Annotated in this window: 16 protein-coding genes; 5 read left to right on the top strand and 11 right to left on the bottom strand. The window is 51.0% G+C overall.

Annotation, left to right across the window (positions count from 1 at the left end; all coding sequences use genetic code 11):
- Positions 1 to 128: 128 nt before the first annotated feature.
- Genes M4D81_RS07525 through M4D81_RS07515 form a run of 3 tightly spaced genes read right to left on the bottom strand, consistent with a single transcriptional unit; the run spans position 129 to position 1,524 of the window.
- Positions 129 to 449: a DUF4176 domain-containing protein gene (locus M4D81_RS07525; RefSeq protein ID WP_260065388.1), complete on the bottom strand. Its 321-nt coding sequence runs from the start codon at positions 447 to 449 to the stop codon at positions 129 to 131.
- A gap of 5 nt (positions 450 to 454) precedes the next feature.
- The gene (locus tag M4D81_RS07520; protein WP_260065386.1) at positions 455 to 655 is read right to left on the bottom strand and encodes a hypothetical protein; all 201 of its coding nucleotides are present in this window, start codon (positions 653 to 655) and stop codon (positions 455 to 457) included.
- A gap of 17 nt (positions 656 to 672) precedes the next feature.
- Entirely contained in the window at positions 673 to 1,524 is an 852-nt protein-coding gene (locus M4D81_RS07515) for a WXG100 family type VII secretion target (RefSeq protein WP_071220300.1), read from the bottom strand.
- 361 nt (positions 1,525 to 1,885) lie between these two features.
- Here M4D81_RS07515 and M4D81_RS07510 point away from each other — a divergent pair, with 361 nt between their 5' ends.
- The gene (locus tag M4D81_RS07510) at positions 1,886 to 2,779 is read left to right on the top strand and encodes a hypothetical protein (protein WP_260065385.1); all 894 of its coding nucleotides are present in this window, start codon (positions 1,886 to 1,888) and stop codon (positions 2,777 to 2,779) included.
- A gap of 207 nt (positions 2,780 to 2,986) precedes the next feature.
- On the opposite strand, the gene M4D81_RS07505 is transcribed toward M4D81_RS07510, so the two are convergent.
- The 3 genes from M4D81_RS07505 to M4D81_RS07495 form a co-directional block, all read right to left on the bottom strand.
- Complete coding sequence (locus M4D81_RS07505) at positions 2,987 to 3,310, bottom strand: hypothetical protein (protein WP_071220298.1); 324 nt, start codon at positions 3,308 to 3,310, stop codon at positions 2,987 to 2,989.
- Between the two features lie 97 nt (positions 3,311 to 3,407).
- The gene (locus M4D81_RS07500; RefSeq protein ID WP_260065384.1) at positions 3,408 to 4,496 is read right to left on the bottom strand and encodes a redoxin domain-containing protein; all 1,089 of its coding nucleotides are present in this window, start codon (positions 4,494 to 4,496) and stop codon (positions 3,408 to 3,410) included.
- 97 nt (positions 4,497 to 4,593) lie between these two features.
- Positions 4,594 to 5,121, bottom strand: a complete 528-nt coding sequence (locus tag M4D81_RS07495) for a GNAT family N-acetyltransferase (protein WP_260065383.1) — start codon at positions 5,119 to 5,121, stop codon at positions 4,594 to 4,596.
- Positions 5,122 to 5,299: 178 nt separating this feature from the next.
- On the opposite strand from M4D81_RS07495, the gene M4D81_RS07490 reads away from it, so the two are divergent.
- Both M4D81_RS07490 and M4D81_RS07485 read left to right on the top strand, forming a co-directional pair.
- Complete coding sequence (locus tag M4D81_RS07490; RefSeq protein WP_260065382.1) at positions 5,300 to 7,126, top strand: DUF2334 domain-containing protein; 1,827 nt, start codon at positions 5,300 to 5,302, stop codon at positions 7,124 to 7,126.
- 137 nt (positions 7,127 to 7,263) lie between these two features.
- Positions 7,264 to 7,956, top strand: a complete 693-nt coding sequence (locus M4D81_RS07485) for a pentapeptide repeat-containing protein (protein ID WP_071220294.1) — start codon at positions 7,264 to 7,266, stop codon at positions 7,954 to 7,956.
- Between the two features lie 132 nt (positions 7,957 to 8,088).
- On the opposite strand, the gene M4D81_RS07480 is transcribed toward M4D81_RS07485, so the two are convergent.
- The 4 genes from M4D81_RS07480 to M4D81_RS07465 are packed head-to-tail and all read right to left on the bottom strand — an operon-like array spanning position 8,089 to position 12,240.
- Entirely contained in the window at positions 8,089 to 9,198 is a 1,110-nt protein-coding gene (locus M4D81_RS07480) for a Gfo/Idh/MocA family protein (protein ID WP_260065380.1), read from the bottom strand.
- A gap of 20 nt (positions 9,199 to 9,218) precedes the next feature.
- Positions 9,219 to 9,950, bottom strand: coding sequence for a ThuA domain-containing protein (locus tag M4D81_RS07475; protein ID WP_260065378.1), 732 nt, complete (start codon positions 9,948 to 9,950; stop codon positions 9,219 to 9,221).
- Between the two features lie 52 nt (positions 9,951 to 10,002).
- Entirely contained in the window at positions 10,003 to 11,163 is a 1,161-nt protein-coding gene (locus M4D81_RS07470; protein ID WP_071220291.1) for a Gfo/Idh/MocA family protein, read from the bottom strand.
- Positions 11,164 to 11,187: 24 nt separating this feature from the next.
- Positions 11,188 to 12,240 carry a LacI family DNA-binding transcriptional regulator gene (locus tag M4D81_RS07465; protein ID WP_071220290.1) on the bottom strand — a complete coding sequence of 351 codons (1,053 nt, stop codon included), beginning with the start codon at positions 12,238 to 12,240 and terminating at the stop codon, positions 11,188 to 11,190.
- A gap of 161 nt (positions 12,241 to 12,401) precedes the next feature.
- Here M4D81_RS07465 and M4D81_RS07460 point away from each other — a divergent pair, with 161 nt between their 5' ends.
- Both M4D81_RS07460 and M4D81_RS07455 read left to right on the top strand, forming a co-directional pair.
- Positions 12,402 to 13,445 (top strand): ROK family transcriptional regulator, encoded by a 1,044-nt coding sequence (locus tag M4D81_RS07460; RefSeq protein WP_071220289.1) that lies wholly within the window; start codon positions 12,402 to 12,404, stop codon positions 13,443 to 13,445.
- Between the two features lie 29 nt (positions 13,446 to 13,474).
- Positions 13,475 to 14,728, top strand: coding sequence for an MFS transporter (locus M4D81_RS07455; protein ID WP_260065377.1), 1,254 nt, complete (start codon positions 13,475 to 13,477; stop codon positions 14,726 to 14,728).
- A gap of 93 nt (positions 14,729 to 14,821) precedes the next feature.
- On the opposite strand, the gene M4D81_RS07450 is transcribed toward M4D81_RS07455, so the two are convergent.
- A complete protein-coding gene (locus M4D81_RS07450) occupies positions 14,822 to 16,585 on the bottom strand; it encodes a glycoside hydrolase family 35 protein (RefSeq protein WP_260065376.1) in 1,764 nt (587 codons plus the stop codon).
- Between the last annotated feature and the right edge of the window lie 97 nt (positions 16,586 to 16,682).

Below are 16,682 nucleotides of genomic sequence, written 5' to 3'. Positions count from 1 at the left end.
TTTTCAAAAATAAACACAGATTTATATTTGTTTATTTTTGATTACGCACTGTGAATCTGTTACAAACAAAAAAGCAGCCCTGCCAGAGTTGCCTCTGAACAGAGCTGCTATGCTGCTATATGATAAACCTATGATTTGTCCGGGCCTGCGGCTGCCATTTGATCCGCCTTCGCAATTCCTTCGATCAATGCATCACGAAACGCAATTTCGTCCTCATTGACGTAACCCATAAATACAATTTCCGAAATGTCTTTATGGTTGAAAAAGATATTGGAATCCGCGGTCAGATTCCCGTGAGGGTAGAAGCAGGCCACGTAATCCCAACGCTTCAACGTCTTGGAGTCGTTCTGCATCCGACCATAGATCATCAGCGTCTGGTCCCATTCCTTGAACTTGACTACAGATCCGATTGGCAGCAGCTTCTGTTCCGTTTGCTCTTGCTGTTCCATGTTAATCAACCCTTCAATATTTTTTTACCGATCCAATATACAATCGACACAACGAGCGGTATTCCAATGAGAAAGGATAGGCAAATGACTGCTTTTTCCGCAGCTGCGTAACTTGTGTCAAGCAGATTGGGAATCACGGTGCCCAGTACACCGACAACAGCAATGATCACCATTATGTATTTGAACCGTTTTTGTTTATCGCTCATCGGCGGTGCTCCCCCTTCTATTTTACCGTAATCGCTCCTCCGAGCCCGACAAGGCTTGCTCCAGGTCCTAACGGCACGTGGAACTTTAAACCGCTTTTCCCCACCTCAGCGGATGCGCCGAGTACGCCGAGTGAAGCGGAACCTCCAATATGCAGCTCCTTATCCGTCCATGGAAGCGGAATATTCACGCCGCCTTCATACTTGTTTAATGTAGCTTCAGCCCCAACACTGAGCGTGCCATCCTTAACGGCCGCCTCAACCTCGGCCTTAACCAGGCTAACCGATCCTTCGACATGATCATTAGCATAGCCTGCTTCTACAACGGCCCCGCTGGCATGCGCTCCTTCGGTAAGGCTGGCTCCTGCGCTGCCTGTTATGGCTTTGGCGAATAACCCATTCTCTTCATGCTTGATTACGCTGCCTTCCACATTTACACCTTTAAGTGCTGCATCCAGCGGGTTACTTGAAGATTTTGCAGAAACACCGGAAGCCATGGTTGCAGAGCCTGCTGCAGCTGCCGTGGCGATTCCGGTTCCGGAGGCTGCTCCAGCCAGAATACCTGCACCGGCAACTGCTCCTCCAGCGGAAGCACCGTTCACCATTTCATCCGTGGAACGGAATTTGACGGAAATTTGCTTCAGTTCGGTGGATATCGATTGTAAGCACTCTACGAATTTGATCATGGTTGCCCTGGCTTGCTGGTAATCCCCGAAAAACCGCTCACGGGTCATCCCCTGCCACTGGCCTTCCATTTCATGAATGCTTCGCTGGAGCCGCTCCACCATATCGCTGCTAAGTTGCCCTGACTGCGCAAATTGCGTGGATACCTGCTCCAACTGCTCGGGTGTAACTAAAATTCGATTGGACATAAATACGGACGCCCCTTCTGTCTTTTTTGCCTCTGCTCTTCAGGCAGTCTAAATGCAAATTTCAATTCAATAAACCTATTAACCGGTCGAACTCGTGAATAACCACATTTTTCAATTTTAGTAGGTATACAGGAAAGGGGCAATCAAGCGAGAGGTTCATTTCTTAGTGCCTAATCTAGTAAAAAAGAACTGGCTCCGTTTCTCTCCCGTCCTGATTAACACTCGCTTCATCCCCGGCTTTAGTCCAGCCTTGAAATCATTCCGGCGTACAGGGTCCCCTTACATCCCCAGCCCGTTAAAGTCACCCCCATTCTCCTGTAAATTATAAACAATTCATTATTACGGAGAGGGTGTCATTCATATGAATCAACTTGCACGTGAAACGACGAACCGGGCGATCAAGCTGTATAAGCAGGAGACTTGGCTTTTGCTGACGGGGCTGCTCGGGTTTTTGTTAGCCGGAATATGCGGGATATGGGTATTGCTGAATGGAGGACCTGTCTCGCCTGATGGAGATATCTCCAAAGCGTTTTCCTTCAACGCGGCCCTGGGGATCTTTATCATATCAACCGCCATCATTTTACCGGTTTCCGGTATGAGGCCTCAAAGCAAATCGATCTACCGCTGGTGTTATATTCCGCTCGTTCTGTTCTCCTACTTCGCCGAAACCGTTCAAAACTTCCGCGGTGTCGATCCGCGGTTCGTACAGAACGGCTCGACCTTTGATCATGTCATCTCGGCTATTTTTCCTGCTGTTGCGATTCTGCTTATCGTATTCTACCTGATCCTTGGCGCCCAGTACTTCCGCAAGCGTGTAATGCAAGCCCATCCGGAACTCGGACTCGGCATTCGTTATGCCATGATCGCGGTGCTGGTATCTTTTGCAGCCGGCATATGGATTTCCATCAATGCGGGACGCTATACCGGGATCGACGGCAATATCATCTGGCTGCACGGTCTAGGGTTCCATGCTCTGCAGGCGATCCCTTTTATGGCGTGGCTGTCCATCAGAAAATCCGTCAATCCTGCGGTTAAACCGATACTGATCCATATTAGCGGCTTGGCGTATTTGCTCGGATTAATCGCCATCGGATGGCAGACGTTTCTTGGATACTCCATCGCCGAATGGTCTTTGCTTCCGATTCTGGCGGGCAGCTGTTTTCTTGTCTCATTCACACCGGTTATATGGCTGCTCAGTCAATCGAATACATCCGTTGAACCCATCCACAATGCCCACTCCACTCGTAAGGTATAAGGCTAGCACAAGAAAGAATAGCGTCTATCGACGAACTTTCTCAGAAGACAGACCGCGTTTATAGGATGTTTTTCTTGCGGTATCAGGAAGGCCCATGCTTCGAAGTTTATACTTTCTGATATCTAAAAAAAAGAGACAGTACCGGGGATTTCCCCGCCTGTCTCTTCTATAAAAACACTGCGCCCGTAATCTAAAGGCTGTGACCGCTTAAATAAACAAAAACGGAATGAGGAACAACAGCGCTATGGCTTCCCAAGCAAACACATTGGCTCCCCAGCCGTATCCGCCGTAACCGTAAGGTCCGAATGCGGACGTGTGCGCACCGCCTTTAGTAGACTTCGAAGATTTTTTGCCCTTCTTGCCTTTTGTGGACAATATATATGCGGATGGGTTCGCAAATTCGAGTTCTAGGCCTCGATCATGTACACCGCGTATGGTCCCCACGACTTCTGTTCCATCACGCATGACAGCGCAAACGGTTTTGCCGACGTAACCTTTGCATCCTTCTGCCGAAATTGGTATTGGCTGCACTCTATCTCCCCCTCCCCAGCGTTTGTGTATTATATTCCCCCTGGGGAGAAGGCGGCAGAGATAGATGTCCACGTCACCAAAAATCCGCAATTGAACCTTACTTATCACTAGCCTTACGGTAGGCCCTAACCATTAAATCTTCGTCGATAGCGCCTTGGAACCGCTCTGATATCACACCATCCGGCTTAACGACGTAGGTGGTCGGATAGGCCACCACCTCATATCGTCTCGTGCTTGCTCCGCTCTGGTCGTATAGGACAGGGAAGGTTAAGCCATTTTTCTCGACGAAAGATTGTACCTCACTCATGCTATTTTCCAAATGCGTCATATTGACAGCCAGAATGATTACATTCTCATCCTGATATTTGTCGTAAAAATCCTGCATATAGGGCATTTCTACCTTGCATGGCGGGCACCAGGAGGCCCAGAAGTTCAGAAGAACGGTTTTCCCCCGATAATCGGACAGTTTGACCTCCTGCCCTTCCCGATTCATCAGCGAAAAATCCGGTGCGCGAAGTCCGGGCTTTAACCCTTCAGCAATGGTTTCTGGATTGCCTTCCACATTCGGAGATATGTTCGCTTCTCGCTCGCTGCCCGAGGTGAAAGCAAAGTCATAGATTACCCACACGAAAAGAGCCCCCATGATGAGCAGCACCGCTCCATTTCTTCCTAATCCCAGAGTAAGAAAGCGGGACAGCGGAGAATGGAATTGAAGCCAGCTCATCGTGAGCAATATGCCGAATAATAGCATATAGAATAATGAAGAGTTTACAGCGGCCCCGTCCGCCCACAACCACTGGAATACATACCCGGCCCATCCGCCTGCAAATGCCGACAACAGTGCGGACTTCAGCAGCAAACCTGAATTCTCCCTTTTTTTGTTCCAGCGCAGAGCTGCGTAGACCAGGGCTAGAACGGCCCCAAGCCATATTCCCTTCGTGCCGCCGGTCATGTAAATAAGCGAGGCGGGATGCTGAATGGTGCGGATCGGATCGAACACCAGCATCCCGAATTTCCATGAAATAAAACCAATGATAAGTACAGATAAATAAGTGTCCAGGATCCATTCCCGCTGCGGCGTCTGACGCAAACGAATTCGAAGCGCAGCAAATCCGGCTGCCGCACAGATCAGAAAAATCACGATGTCGGCCCTCATCATAAAAGGACCTATCGGAATTATACTCAAATACAAACCTCCTCAGGTCGGCAAAACATTTACCCACCGGGGTATATCCTCATCATAGTAGATTCCCTCTCTAATGTAAACTCAAGCGGGGCATTTTTTAGGAGAAGGAGCCAATCCGGTCAATGGAACTCCACAGCAGAGCCACTTCCGTATGCGTTTTTCCGCCGATAACAATTTCTTTTCGTCTCCGTTCCTGGCCGCCCATATGTTTATAAAAATGCTCAGCCGAATTACCTTCCAGCACCCAGACCAGTAAAGAACGATACCCGTTCTTTTGCAGAAACTCCTTCAGCCTCGCAAACAGCTCCCGTCCCCAGCCCATCCCCTGAATCTCTTTCAGGAGATAGATCGCGTAGAGTTCTCCTTCATCAGAAATCTTCTGCTCACGCTCCATGCCGTAAGACATGAACCCGTATACCTTGCCATCTTCATCGGCAATGACCAGAAGTTGTTCGTCCTCCGGCATATTGGCAAGCTTACGGCGCCAGCCTTCAATCCGATCCGCAGCAGACAAATTTTCTAAAAAGCGATCTTCCACGATCCCCTTATACGTCGTTTTCCAGCTGTTCACATGGACGTTAGCGATGCCTGCTGCATCCTGTTCATTTGCGTGTCTAATATGCATGAACTTCCTCTTCCTCCTGTCCATATCTTAATCCCTATATATTCTCGGACACGCTCCGCGATCCTCTTTTTTCTTCGTGAACGCTTCATCCCCGATGACGAAATGCCCATTCCCGGCATAAATATATCCGGATATCGCTATCTCGAAAACAGCTGGCATTGGAAGGAGCGCATCTTGATTGAATAAGGCATTGATACGGCTTGAAGATATCGGTCCAGGCGGCTGGTATGAGACGGAAGAACAACAGGCAAAGCTGCTGGTAATCGCACAGTTCCTGCATCAGCAGATTCCCTTTCATCTGGCCGTCATTCCGCGGTATGTAGATCCGGCACATCATGTGGATCGGTCGATAGATGATCTGCATGATGGAGCTTCCCTTCGATTTGTCCGGCTGCTGCAGACGATGGTAGACCTTGGCGCCTCGATTGGTATTCATGGATATACGCATCAGTACGGGGGATCGGTTAGCGGCGACGGATTCGAATTTGCTTATTCCGAATGCAGCGCCGACTGTCCTCCAGATGACCCGCCCGAAACGGTCCATTCGCTCCGTCAGCTGCAGCATTCTTATGCTTATCAGCGGATACAGCAGGCTCATAAGATGTTTCAAAGAGCTGGTCTTCCGGCGGTTTGGTATGAAACTCCTCATTATACCGCTTCATCTGTCCAGCGGCATATTATCGAGATCTGTAACGGCATCCTCTATGAATCACCGCCTTCCAGCCCGGATGCAAGGACAGCCGCACTACAGCACATCCCGGACGATCCGTTAACGAACGGGACGATCTACGTTCCCACTCCGCTTTATTATGTGGCAGGTGATAAGATCGAGGAAGAAGTCACTCGGATGGAACGGACATTGCAGGATTTCACAGGTCCACGCGAACTGGCTTCATTCTTTTACCACCCCTATCTCGAATTTCCCTATATCCGCTTCCTTGCTGATGGCACTGTGCATTATGACGAGCATTCACCGCTCAGAAGAATCATTCAAGCCTTCAAGAGAGAGTCTAAAACGTTTGTGTCCATAACCTCGATCATGCCCTTCATACCGGATTTCAGGGAAACCCGATTGCTGGACAGGATGGCCATGAAAGACCCTAAGTTTCTGCACGCCAAGAGACAAGGGCTGCCGGATCGATGGATCGTCCGGGACGAGACCAACAACCTATGGTACGACGCTGCTCTTGAGGTCGGGTTCCCCATGAAAATCCATAATGGCATACGATATATACGCCCCATGTTGGCAGACTGGCCGCTATACCCGGGTGGGACTGCGATGGCTGGCGATTATGATGGAGATGGCAGCATCGATGCGGCTGTATGGAATGCGGAGCTTGGGATATGTGAGGTTGCATTGGGCTCAGGCAGCCGTTTAGTACCTTCGGGTCATTGGCTCTGTGAATCTGGAGCCGTGGACTGGAAAGCTCTTACGGGAGATTTTGACGGGGACGGCAGACATGATTTATTTTTATGGGACCCTGTTACAGGGAAAGCCGCCATTGCTTATAACTCCGGGCGTGATTTTAATTCTCCCCTAATTCAGCATGAGGTTTCCGTACGGGATGAAGGCATGATACTCTCCATAGGAGATGTGAATGGCGATGGGCTGGATGACCTGGTTGTGTGGAATTCCGACTCAGGCACATGCCAGGTCTGGTTAAGCACCGGGAAACAGCTCGTGGACGCGGGAGATTGGTATTCCGCCAAGAGTCCAATGGGTTCATCCATATCCATGATGCTTGGCGACGTGGATGGCGATGGGCTGGAAGATTTGATTCTCGTTGAACACACCGCAGGGAACTGGTTCGTTCTATATAGCTCCGGGACCGCCTTCGGGCGGCAGGAAGAACGGTTTGGGCCCTGGGTTGCCGGAGAACGGATGACACCTTTCCTTGGCGATCTGACGGGCAATGGTCGTGTCAGTCTGCTGGCATGGTCTCCGAATCGGCTCGGCGGAACCTTGGACGCAGCCATCAATTCCAGGGACCGGACAATCGAATAAGGACATGATATACTTCTATACAACAAAACCGGGTTTATACAAAACTCCCGCTATATACAGTCTGTCTTCTGAAAAAGTACGTCGATAGACTCGATAGGATCATCTCTATACTTATTTCTATTTTTGGAGGAGAATTCATGTCATCCAATAGCAAAAGCAATTCTAACAACAATACAGCCACTCCATCATCCCCAGTCAAAATCGTGAAACCCAAGCTCCCCAAGCAGCTTGAGCCTATGATTCTATCCGATGCCGGTGTTGACGATGAATCCTCATTCATTCAGTCCTCTTGTCAGGACGAGACCCTGTCTTATATTTCAGCCGACAAGGTTCAATTCGATCAAATGATATTCCATAATGTTACGTTCCAGCACGTCACGCTCCACCATGCCGAACTAACGGATCTTGTGTTTAACCACTGCGACTTGTCCAACGTCGATCTCAGTGAGGCCATTATGTACCGCGTACAATTCAATCATTGCAAAATTCTGGGGCTCGACTTGACGGCAGCCACCATCCGTAATGTCGTATTCGATCATTGTACGGGTGACTACGCTACGTTCCGTTTTGCTAACATGAAGCAGGTGTCCTTCCAATCCACCTCGCTCATAAAATCGGATTTTTATCATTCCGAATTAAGCAAGGTGGAATTTGTGGATTGCCAGATCGACCAGTCGCAGTTCTCCGGCACGAAGCTTGCGGGAATCGACTTAAGCCGAACGGACTTTCATAACATTGGCGTGACCCTGGAAGATCTTCAAGGATGCATCATATCGCCGCATCAAGCCATCCCGTTAACCAAAATATTCGGTCTTGTCGTGAAAGAATGACCTTAAGTTATACTTGGCCCATATAATCAGGATCGTTCGTTTACAGGGGAACGTATATACGTGCACAGCATAAAGCGGCTTACTCCGTGGTCCGCTTGGACCTTTCGGGTTAAGCCGCTTTCTTAAATCATCCTATAATTGATCAAGGGTGTATTTCTGCAAATCAAGCGAGAGCGGCGCCGGGATATCACAGGTGCTGACCATCTCATAGCGCTTGCCTTCATCGGAAGCATCATGGAAGCCCCACATGGCTTCAAGCACATGATAGGCAAGCTCGCCGCTCGCACGATGAGCTCTTCCGCTGCGGATGGCGTAGGCCATATCCGCCGGGCCGATCCCTCTTGTATTCTCGTTATACCCGGGAAGCAGCGGCTCTTCCGTCCACTCGGTTTCTCCGGTCAATCGATATTGAACCGAGCCGCCAAAGCCGTTGGGATCCGGGACGAGCATCGTGCCCTTGGTGCCGTAGATTTCAATATTAGGAAGCGTGCTGCCTCCAAATACATCAAAACTCGTAATCAGCGTGCCAATCGCGCCGTTATGAAACTCCATAAGTCCAGCCACGTGAGTAGGAATGTCCACTTGAATTTTCTGACCCTGTTTTTTCTCACTGGTAATCGTCCGCTCCGTAAGGGCCGTTCCGGTCATGCCGCTAATACGACGGATCGGTCCCAGAAGCTGAACCAGCGCCGTCAGGTAGTAGGGCCCCATATCGAACATCGGACCACCACCGGCGGCGTAATAAAATTCCGGATCGGGATGCCAATGCTCATGTCCGCGGCTCATCATAAATGCGGTCGCTGCAATCGGCTTGCCAATGCGCCCGTCTTCAATCAGCTTCAGTGCCGTTTGGATACCGGCTCCAAGAAATGTCTCTGGAGCACATCCGACGAGTAGTCCTTTGGACGCAGCCATATCCAGCACCGCTTTACCCTCTTCACGGGTTACCCCAAGGGGCTTTTCCACGTACACATGCTTGCCGGCTTGCAGTGCATCCAGCATAATTTGCGCGTGTAGTGCAGGTATCGTCAGATTAATGACCAGCTCAATCTCCGGATCTGCAAGCAGCTCCTCGGTAGTGTATACATTCGGAATATGATACTTGGCAGCCTGTTCCTCGGCACGGGCACGATCGATATCCGCACACGCCGTCAGCTCCAGGATATCGAACTTATGGCAGTTTTCCATATAGATGCCGCTGATTTTTCCGCAGCCAATGATGCCAACCTTTACTTTCTTCATGATCCAAGTCTCCTTCTGCCTTATTGGCTGTCTCCCATGCCTGTGTAGCCTTGACCTTCCGTAAACACACTCATGTCCGAACCCGAATATAATGCTTTTCCTTCAGCAGCCCAGAGCAGTCCCCTGCGCATCATTTCCTTCACCTGCGGCATATCGACGATATCGGCATGATGGCCGAGGGAATTGTAATAGACCCGTCCATATCCCCAGCGCTTCGTCCATACTACCGGCATATCAACCGCTTTGTTCAGCAGATGCGGTCCGGCCACAACCGGAAAGCGAGTGGTTGCCAGCACTTCAACGGCCGGATCGACATGCAGATAATACTGCTCGGAGACCACCGTAAAATCCTGCATCCCTTCCACCAGCGGGCTGGAGCTCGATTTAATCTCAACCTGGTACTTCACGCCATCGTTGCCCGGATGCGCAACCCATTGACCTCCGGTCATGAACTGCCAATCCACATTGTTGCGGAACGAATCGCACATGCCGCCGTGACAGCCCGCCAAGCCGGTTCCCTTCTGCACGGCAAGCGATACGTTGCTCACCTGCTCCTTCGATATTTCTCCCATCGTCCATACCGGCACGATCAGATCCAGGGCCTGAAGTTTCTCCGCATCATTAAAAGCATCCAGCGTGTCGGATACCTCAACCTCATATTGCTCAGCCCGAAGCAATTCCGCGAAAATGCCGGCAACCTGCTCAGGTTCATGTCCGTCCCAGCCGCCCCATACGATCAAAGCCTTTTTCATGCGTAGCACTCCTTTTTTTATGTGTCCGGCCAGGATTGGCCGAATGACTTGATTACATTTCCGACAACCGCACCCAGCGGCGTTCTTCAATGGATTTATCCACGGCTTCCAGCACAGCCTGACATTTCACGCCATCCTCGAAATTCGGCACAGGCTGCCTTCCCTCGGAAATAGCGGTCGACAGCTCCAGGATTTCATGTGTAAAGGTGTGCTCGAAACCGATCGTATGTCCCGGCGGCCACCATGCCTCCATATAATCGTGAACGGGATCGGTTGCCAGTACGCGGCGGAAGCCCTGAACATCCTCATCGTCGGACGTAAAGTAAACCTCCAGCTCATTCATTCGTTCAAAATCGAATTTGACGCTGCCCAAGCTGCCGTTGATCTCAAAGGAATTGGTGCTGCGGTGCCCTGCGGCAAAACGCGTCGCCTCAAAGCTGCCCAGCGCCCCATTCTCGAAGCGGGTCATGAACAACGTGGCGTCATCTACCGTCACTTTCCCCATGGGACCGCCTGTGCTTCCTTTTGCACTTAACCCGGTCATCTCGCTGGCAATGGGACGCTCCTTGATAAAGGTCTCGCTCATTCCGATCACCTCCTGCATATCACCGACCAGATAATGCGCAAGATCGATCAGGTGGGCACCAAGATCCCCATGCGATCCGGATCCGGCCACTTCCTTCTGCAATCTCCATACCAGCGGGAATTGCGGGTCCATGATCCAATCCTGCAAAAACCAAGCACGGAAATGATAAATCTGACCCAATCTTCCACTCTCAACCAGCTTCTTGGCCAGTCTTACAGCTGGCGAAAATCTATAATTAAACCCAACCATATGGGTAACTCCCGCTTCTTCCGCCGCCTGCAGCATCTCTCTGGCATCCGCCAAGGTCAAGGCAAGCGGCTTCTCGCAAAATATATGCTTCCCCGCCTTCGCCGCGGCAATGGCAATCTCCTTATGGGCATCGCTTGGGGCGTTGATATCGATCAGATCGATATCTTCCCGATTGACAAGCTCCTTCCAATCGGTAACGCTTTCACTCCAGCCCAATTGATCCGCAGCTGCTTGCACGGCCGACACATTGCGGCCGCAGATCGCCACCATTTCAGGCTTCAGCGCCTCCGGGAAAAACATCGGCAGGCTCCGGTAAGCATTGCTGTGGGCTTTCCCCATAAATTTATAACCAATCATGCCGACACGTAATTGTTTCATCCTTCATTCCTCCTTAAATAAGAGTTATTCATTTCGATGAAGCGAAGATGCACGGATTACCAGGCGAGTTGGCAGCTGGCGATGGAGCACTGCGTTCGTTTCGCTGCCTTCTGGCAGATCGGAGGCGTCCAGCATACGAAGCACATGATCCGCTGCAAGGCATCCCAGTTCATAGAACGGAACCCTCACGCTGGTAAGCGGCGGCGTGCACAGCTCGGCGGCTTCCGAATCGTCATACCCGACAAAAGCAGGCATTCGCTCCTCTGAAATGCCTAGCGCACGCAGCCCCTGCTGAAGTCCAATCGCCATGCGGTCATTGGCGGCAAATACGGCTTCAATACAGTCCAGCTTCCCGGCGACCTGCTCGGCAGCGGCATAACCGCTTTTGCGGCTGAAGTTACCTTCGAACAGCAAAGTTTCATCCAGCACGATTCCCGCTTCATTCAGTGCCCGGCTGTACCCCTTCAACCGATCGCGGCTGTTGGAATACTGAGGCGGCCCATTAAGAAAAGCAATGTTCCGAAATCCCTGCTGCGTCAAGTGATGAACGGCTTGATAGCTGCCATCCACATGATCGGCATCCATAACGTGAAACGCCTCGCCGTCAAAGTATTGATTAATCAGGCAATAAGGGTGATCCGCTTCGCTCAGCTGTTTGATGGCCGCACGTTCGCCTTCATCATCCCGGGCACCAAGAATAATGCAAGCGTCTACCTTCTGGGTGCGGAACAGATTCAAGTAGTCCATTGAACCGCCGGGCTCACGGAACAGCATCAATAGGTCATACTGGCTTTCCAGCGCCTTACTGCCAATGCCGCTTAATATTTCGGAAAAATAATAAGCGGAGAAGATGCGGGCTTTCGGCAGGTAGGGCATGACAACGCCCAGGTTACCGCTTCTTCGGCGGGCAAAACTTCGGGCAAGCGCACTCGGGGTATACCCAAGCCGATCCGCCGCTTCCAGCACCCGCTGCTTGGTCTCTTCCTTGATAGGTCCGACCCCGTTCAATACACGGGATACCGTCGCTTCCGAAACGCCGGCAAGCTGTGCTACCTCTTTACGACTAGCGATATTCATCAAGCCTCCTGCAATTTATGTACGCGCGTACATTTTCTCATGGAGCCTTGCAGTTGTCAACCGTCTTAACCAGCAAAATTGTTCTTGCACCCTTATTTCAGATGTGCAATAATCTTCACCAGATACTTATTAAACCTATTTAAAAAGGAAGGGGAGTGGTGATGGATACGCGCAAAGAACCTTTACCCACACCGCAATCCATGAAATACGCCGTGCGGCGCGCGCTCCGCGCTTCCCTACTGGAGCTCGGCAGCGGAACCAAAGCGGAGCTTAGTGACAGGCTCGGCATCAGCTTTCCAACGGTGAGCAAAGTGCTGGAACAGATGGCGCAGGAAGGCGAAGTTACCCTGCTCGGGCTGGATGAGTCCAGCGGCGGGAGACGTGCAAACCGCTACGCTTTTAACCCGGACTATATGCTGGGTCTCGCCGTTTATTATGAGAAGGAGCGGAGCGTATACACCATTTTTAACTGGAACGGCGATCTGGTCGAACGACAAACTGAAGACGGCATACTCCAGCTTGGACCGGAAGCGCTGGCTTCCCAGCTAAGAAGCTGGATCCACCGTTATCCGAAAATCCGCTCGATTGCGGTCGGCATGCCGGCTGCGGTTCGTGATGGCGTCGTTTTTCACGTGCCGTTGTACGGGACATTCCAGGATTACGACCTCAAATCTTACCTGGAGAACCTGTTCTCCATTCCTGTCATCGTGGAGAATGACATGAATGCGGCCGTGCTTGGCTATCAGAATCTGAGCCGTACGGAGGAGGCTTCTCTTGTATACGTGTATTTCGGACACAATGGACCGGGGGCGGGGCTGCTGATCAATGGAAACGTCGTTCGGGGCAAGTCGTTCTTTACGGGTGAGATCGGTTATGTACCGATGAGCAAAGACAACAATTTTCAAGATGTATTGGAGCGTAAAAGTGCCGTCATGAGCAGTCTTATCGAGCCGGATGAGGAGCAAATTGATGCGTTAAGCCGATTAAGCGCCGCCTTCACCGCGATTCTCAATCCGGATGCCATTCTGTGGTGTGAGCATAACCTCCTGCCCTCCACCCTGCTCTCCATTAAAGACCGGGCTTCCGCCTACGTACCGGAGCGCCATCTGCCCGAAATGCTGCTTCGCGAGTGGGAGCATGACTATATAGCCGGCCTGCAGCGGCTTGCTCTGGATATGATGATATCCGATACAAGTGCAATGTAAAATTCAACGATGACGATTGGGGAATAACCGTGAATACAGACCTTCAAACGAAAGCAAAACCTAAATTCAGCAAAGACTACACCCTTCATCTGGCAACCATCTTTCTGGGCTTTATCATATTTGGAATATCGGAAAACATTAAGGGACCCGCCATTCCAAGGATCCAATTCGATTTCCACCTGGATGAAATGCAGATCGGCACCTTGCTATCCCTGAACGCGCTCGGGTACTTGATTGCCTGCTCTTTCACTGCGCTGTTAACGCGGAAGATCGGGATCAAGTGGGTCAGTATGGCTGCCTTCGGTTCGATGGCTGTCTCGGGTGTGTTAATCTTCCTGTCGCACAGCTACCCGATGTTTACCGCATCCTATTTCTTTATGTACATTGGAAACGGTATGCTGGAGATCGGTCTCGCCATATTGGCTGCCCGGATCTTTGTGCGAAACACAGGCACGATGATGAACCTGTCCCACTTCTTCTACGGAATCAGCTCAACCGTGGCACCGATGATTGCATCCGGACTTATGACCGTAACTGTGTTTAACTACACGCTGGACTGGCGGGGCATGTATCTGGCCATGCTGATGTTATCCGTGCTGCCGATGATCCCGGCACTCATGAGCAAGTTTCCCGGGGACGATCTGTCCGAAACGGAACGAACCCCGCTTAAGTTGTTAGTTAAAGATCCTGCACTGTGGCTGGTCGTCATGATCCTATCCTTCGGTGTCGTATCGGAGATGGCAGTTGGCGGTTGGCTCGTAAACTTTCTTGAAAAATCGTACAAATGGGAACCTACGGCCGCTGCCGGGATGCTGTCCGCCTTCTTCCTCTGCTTCTCGGCAGCACGCCTGCTGCTCGGCCCGATAACGGACCGGATCGGCTTCACGCTGTCCATCATCATCCTGTCCGCGTTGACTGGCGTATGCACATTTATTGCAATCTTTGGCGGAGAATCCTATGCGTTCCTGTTCGCGGCAGCAGGCATTGGAATTGCTCCGATTTATCCGACGGTCATGGCGCTCATTGCCAAAAGATATCCGAAAGAGAGCGACACCGCGATTACGTTCATCGTCACCATGATGGGAATCGGCAGCGTTATCGGCAATTACGCGATCGGAGCGATCACGAACGGCTTCAAGCAAATGTACGGCAGCGGAACAGAGCTCGGGCTGCTGCGCGGGCTTCAGGCGGGCTATGGCTTCATCGGATTGTGTGCCATCCTATGCTCGCTCTTTGGCATCCTTCTGTACCGTTATTTAAAAGTCCGGAAGCAGTTGGTCTAATTCTATGATTCCTTGAACACTAAGGGAGCCCTCTTATAAGTACAAGAGGGCTCCCTTTTATTGATTATGATCGTTTGCCTACCCACACCCTAATTAACCCAAGTCGGGTTGATCAACAAGTTCGATGCTTGCCGTTTCGGTATGGTGCAGCTCAAACACCAAAATTTCATTGCGGCCCTGCTTCAGCAGGGGTCCAGGCAGGTAAAGCGCTGCTTGCGGTCCTTGTTCCCAGTAACGCCCGAGGTTGAAGCCATTGACCCAGACAACCCCTTTTCCCCATCCGTCCAAGCGGATGAACGTATCTCCAATGTCATCCACCGAGAATTCACCCCGATAAAAGGTAGGGCGATCCTGCTGTTCAAACGGACCCGTAAGCGGTTGAAACGGTGCCGCATTGGGATTGTCAAGCGGCACAGGATAGATGCTCCAGTCATACAGGAACTGGTTGTTCATCCGGACTCCCTCAGTGATTCCTTTATAGTCCTTCAGCTTCGGGCCGTAATTGATACGCCCCATATTCTCGACAACGATCTCAAGCTTGGCGCCGGCTGCCGGAACATCGAACTGGAGGGCTTGGGGATTCCAGCGTTCAACCGTCCCCTGATACTTACCGTCCAGGAATACCTGTGCCCGGTCATGCACCTCTTGCAGATGCAACGACTCTCCCTGGCGAGGTCCGGAAATATCCGTTGCATAAACGATGAAGCCATAGCTTTGACCCAGCAGTTCCATCGGTACAGGTGTTGTACGTTTCACCGCCTCGGATAGCGTCGGCAGATGCTCCAGCAAGTCGGCAGAATGCGTCATGCGAACCGAGCCATAGCTTTTTTTCTTGACGGGCTGAGGCAAACTTGGAAAATCAGAGAGCTCTTTTCCCTGATGCTTCGCAATCATGCTGCGAATAGCCTCGTACTTAGCTGTTACATCCCCGCACTCTGAGAGTGGGGCATCATAATCATAGCTTGTGATCGTCGGCTCATACTTCTCGTGATAATTCGCCCCGTTATAAAATCCGAAATTTGTTCCACCATGAAACATGTAGAAGTTCACGGATGCATTCAAGTCCAGCATCTCTTTGAATACGGCGGCAGCATCTTCCGCGTCCCGGGTATGATGAGGTTTCAGCCAATGATCAAACCATCCATTCCAGTATTCCATGCACATCAGAGGGTCTTCGGCCCGATATTCCCGCAGTTTAGCAAATGCCTCCTCCGTTCTTGAACCAAAATTAACGGTGGCAAGCACGCCTGGAACGGTTCCCCCTTGCAGCATCCCGTCGGTGGGACCATCCGAGGTGAACAGCAATACATCTACGCCCCGCTTGATCAAGCCATCCTTCAAATACTCCAGATATGCCGTATCATTTCCGTAGCTCCCGTACTCGTTCTCGATTTGCATTGCAATCAGCGGGCCTCCATTAGAGGTTAATAACGGAACCAGCCGCGGAATCAGTTCATCATAATAATGGTCAACCTTCTCCAGATACAACGAATCCATGCATCGCAGATGGATATCTGGATACTGCAGCAGCCAGGACGGCAGCCCGCCAAATTCCCATTCTGCGCATATGTAAGGGCTTGGCCGAAGGATCACATGCAGCCCGAGATCACCGGCGATTTGGACGAATCTTTCCAAGCCGGCGATGCCATCAAACGTAAATTGTCCTTCCTTGGGTTCATGCAAATTCCAGGGAATATAGGTTTCCACGGTGTTTAATCCACAACTTTTCAGCTTCATTAGTCTGTCTTCCCAATACTCCGGAACGATCCGAAAATAATGTACGGCACCCGACAGAATCTGGATCGGCTCATCCCCGAGCACGAACTGTTGATTAACCGCTTTCAATTCAGCTTTCATTTCCTGTTTCCTCCCTGCTCGTATCATTTTGCTTGCTATTGTCATCATCTATCAAAAGCTCGTGCTTCTCAATCCCCAAATGGAGCATTCTTTATAC

Origin of the sequence: Paenibacillus sp. p3-SID867 (assembly GCF_025142895.1) — a bacterium.
Classification (GTDB): domain Bacteria; phylum Bacillota; class Bacilli; order Paenibacillales; family Paenibacillaceae; genus Paenibacillus_AQ.
This window is presented reverse-complemented; position numbering and strand designations above follow the sequence as displayed.